Raw genomic sequence first — 3,535 nt, 5'->3', positions numbered from 1 at the left:
GAGACCGCGCGCATGACCTTTTATAGACGGTGGTGATTCAGGCTTTATATACCCTCCCATCCCCGCCGGAAAATCTGCTGGGTGCGAAACGCCACCAGATCGCGCCAGTCGCGGTCTGCGGGCCAGAAGCCTTCCACCAGGCGTTGTTTGATAGCGCGCCCCGCCTCGCTGGCCGGATCGCCCTGCAAATGCAGCCAGTGATCTTCGCGCACCCGCCGATGCATCTCCTCACCGGGAAAAGTGCCGCACTCCACCACCAGCGGCAAGATATGCGTATCGGGCAGCGCGTTCAGCAGAAACTGCGAGAGATAGCCCGTAGCGGTGGCGGTCACGCCGGTTTCACTCTCCCGTCCGGCACCGGTGAACAACAGCGTCAGCCATTCGCTATAGATCCTTTTTCCCCACTGATGGGCCTCGACAGGCTGTTCGGCAATAGAGAGCAGCATGGGATGCCCCCAGGCTCCGGCTCCGGTATGCAAATCAAAGCTGAGAAGGGTCGTCGCATGTGAGAGATGATGCTCAATGATGCTTTGCAGTGTGCGATAAGACCAGCTGGGCTGCTGGCCGCCATAGAATAAGCCGTCGGCAAACTGATATTGCCCCGCTTCCACAACGCGTTTAACCGCTGGCCAACCTGCACTGTTGAGGGTCTGCTGTAGCAGCTGGTCAGCTTTAGCCCGCTCGCCGTGGTAGATCCCATGCCACTCAGCGTAATCCGCGTTGGCGGGCGCAGCCTGAGTGAAATCGATAAAGTTACGGTTGAGATCGATGTTGTCTTCATTAACGCGCCGCAGATGGGCCGCACCCCAGGGGTTAAGCAGGTGCAGCAGCACTATCGCGGTATCATCGGGTAAAGCGGTGAGGCTGAACTCGTTGAGCCAGTTAATCTGACTGTCAGATCCGTAATAGCCTTCCACGCCGTGTGTACCGGAGATAATCAGCATCGCTTTAGAGGCGTGGAGATTGCCTAGTACGGCGACATCGGTGTAAAGCGCTTCGCCCTGCGGGCCTGGCAGCGGATGTTTATAAGAAGTCAGGGTGCCGTTTTGACGAGCAACGGCAGCGACAAAGCGGGCGCGTTGAGAAGTGTAATGCGGCAGTTCGGTCATGGATTCTCCTGCGGCTGGCTGCGTCCGCTATCCTTACCGCTGCCCCTTCCAGCAGCGGCTACGGGCAAAAATGCGCAAGTCATTAAGGATAGACCTTAAATTTAAAATACTTCTTCGCCAGCCGATCGTAGGTTCCGTTAGCGTGCAGCGCAGCCAGCGCATCATTAATTAGCTTCAGGTTGGCCGCGTCACCCTTGCGCAGGCCAATGCCGACGCCGTTGCCCAGCAGCGCTTTATCGACCAGCGTTGCCTTAATAACGTAATTTTTGCCTTCTGGCGTATTCAGGAATCCCTGCGCCGCGGACACCGCGTTCGCCAGCGAGCCGTCAAGGCGGCCAGCCACCAGATCCGGGTAAATCTCCATCTGGTTTTGATAGGAAACGACATTGACCCCCTGCGGCGCCCACTTCGCTTTCGCATAGCTTTCCTGAATGGTGCCCTGCGCCACCCCGATATTTTTGCCGCGCAGCGTGCTGATATTCTCCGTCAGGGTGCTGCTCTTCGGCGTCAGCAACGCGCTCGGCGTGTTGTAGAGCATATCGCTGAAATCCACCTGCTCACGGCGTTTTTCCGTCATCGACATTGCCGAGAGAATGGCATCGAACTTCTTCGCCTGTAGCGCCGGGATACTGCTATCGAAGCCTGTCTGCACCCACTGGCACTTTATCTTTGCCTGCACGCAAATGGCATTGCCCAGATCAATATCAAATCCCTGAAGCGAGCCATCGCTGGCTTTGGATTCAAACGGCGGAAAGGTGGGATCAACGCCAAAACGCAGCGTCTGCTCAGCAGCAGAGAGTTGGCTAAAGGCACTGAGCGAAAGCAATAAAGCGAAGGGCAAACTTCTTTTCATTATTATCTCCAGCAGGCGGGACGTTAAATAACGGCATGCAAAACTAATAACATGGCGGAGGAATCTCCACCACAAAAACCAGAAGCTGACTGAGAGGAAATGCTTATATTTGTTAGTACGTTAGCAAAGGTTTATACGCTATTAAGCCTGGCTTAACGCTTGCGACCGTCCATTCGCTGGTGTCGTCAGCCCGGCAGTAAAAGGCGTTGCCGCTGCGCAATTAAGTGCCTTTCTCCCCTGGCGCTGATGGTCAGAACTTCAGCGTTGCGTTAGCCGGGGAACAGCCTTTTTCCTGATAACGCATCTTGATGTTTACTCAACATGAATTTTGTTCAAGTTCAGTGAATTTAAATCACTTTTACTCAATCCATGACTCAGGCATAAAAGATGCAGAGTTGTTAACTAATAGTAATATGAAGAGTCGTGGATGAGAAAACAAGCAAAGAAAATCGGGTTATCCTGAGACGCAAACGTTAAAAGAAAATTTCACAACATAAATTAGGATACCAGATTACGATGACTCAGAATTTTAGCTTCACTATTAAAAGCCTTCGTTTCGACGAGAATTATAATCCTTCTGAAAATACGCGCATTACGACCAACTTTGCTAATTTAGCCAGAGGGGTGAAACGCCAGGAGAACCTGCGTAATGCGTTGGTGATGATAGACAACCGTTTCAATTCGCTGGCGCACTGGGATAATCCTAAAGCGGATCGCTACTCCGTCGAGCTGGATATCATTTCCGTGGAGATGATTATTAATGCTAACGGCGACAACGCCTCTTTTCCGGTGATCGAAATCCTGAAGCCGAATGTCGTTGACCGCAAAACCGGCGCGCGCACTGAAGGCATTGTGGGCAATAACTTTTCCTCTTACGTACGTGACTACGATTTTAGCGTATTGTTATCAGAGCATAATAAAAACAGAGCGGAATTTACTATCCCGGACGATTTTGGCGATTTACACGGCAAGATCTTCAGAAGTTTCGTTGCATCAGAGGCTTATAAAGCGCAGTTTAAAAAGGCGCCTGTAATATGCCTGAGCGTCTCCAGTAAAAATATCTATCACAGAACAAATAATCAGCATCCGGTGCTGGGCGTAGAGTATCAGCAGGATAACCCCTCTCTGACCGACCGCTATTTTGCAAAGATGGGCCTACAGGTTCGCTATTTTATGCCGCACAATAGCGTTGCGCCGTTAGCGTTTTACTTCAGCGGTGACTTGCTGAGCGACTACTCTGCTCTTGAACTTATCAGCACCATCAGCACGATGGAGACTTTCCAGAAGATCTATCGTCCTGAAATATATAATGCGAACTCGGCCGCAGGAAAATGCTATCAGCCAGACCTGAACCACCAGGATTATTCACTAACCCGAATTGTTTATGATCGAGAAGAGCGTAGCCAGTTAGCTATTGAGCAGGGGAAATTTACCGAGCAAAACTTTATTAAACCCTATCAGACTATTCTTGAGCAGTGGGCTGCTAATTTCGTTCTTTGATTAAAATACATACAAGGTCACCTTTAATGAAAAAGTTATTACCTGTTTCAACTGCTGGCAGCTTACCTAAACC

General features: G+C 51.0%; 3 protein-coding genes. 1 reads left to right on the top strand and 2 read right to left on the bottom strand.

Annotated elements, in window-relative coordinates; translation table 11 throughout:
- Positions 1-44: 44 nt before the first annotated feature.
- Both B3797_RS00785 and B3797_RS00780 read right to left on the bottom strand, forming a co-directional pair.
- Positions 45-1,109 (bottom strand): DUF2817 domain-containing protein, encoded by a 1,065-nt coding sequence (locus tag B3797_RS00785; protein ID WP_311790104.1) that lies wholly within the window; start codon positions 1,107-1,109, stop codon positions 45-47.
- A gap of 82 nt (positions 1,110-1,191) precedes the next feature.
- A complete protein-coding gene (locus tag B3797_RS00780; RefSeq protein WP_311790103.1) occupies positions 1,192-1,962 on the bottom strand; it encodes an ABC transporter substrate-binding protein in 771 nt (256 codons plus the stop codon).
- Positions 1,963-2,478: 516 nt separating this feature from the next.
- On the opposite strand from B3797_RS00780, the gene B3797_RS00775 reads away from it, so the two are divergent.
- Entirely contained in the window at positions 2,479-3,462 is a 984-nt protein-coding gene (locus B3797_RS00775; RefSeq protein ID WP_311790102.1) for a DUF1852 domain-containing protein, read from the top strand.
- Positions 3,463-3,535 lie beyond the last annotated feature (73 nt).

It is taken from the genome of Pantoea sp. UBA5923, from assembly GCF_002431095.1.
Taxonomy (GTDB): Bacteria; Pseudomonadota; Gammaproteobacteria; order Enterobacterales; family Enterobacteriaceae; genus Pantoea; species Pantoea piersonii.
The sequence above is the reverse complement of the archived record's forward strand: the minus strand, read 5'-3'. Positions and strand labels throughout refer to the sequence as shown.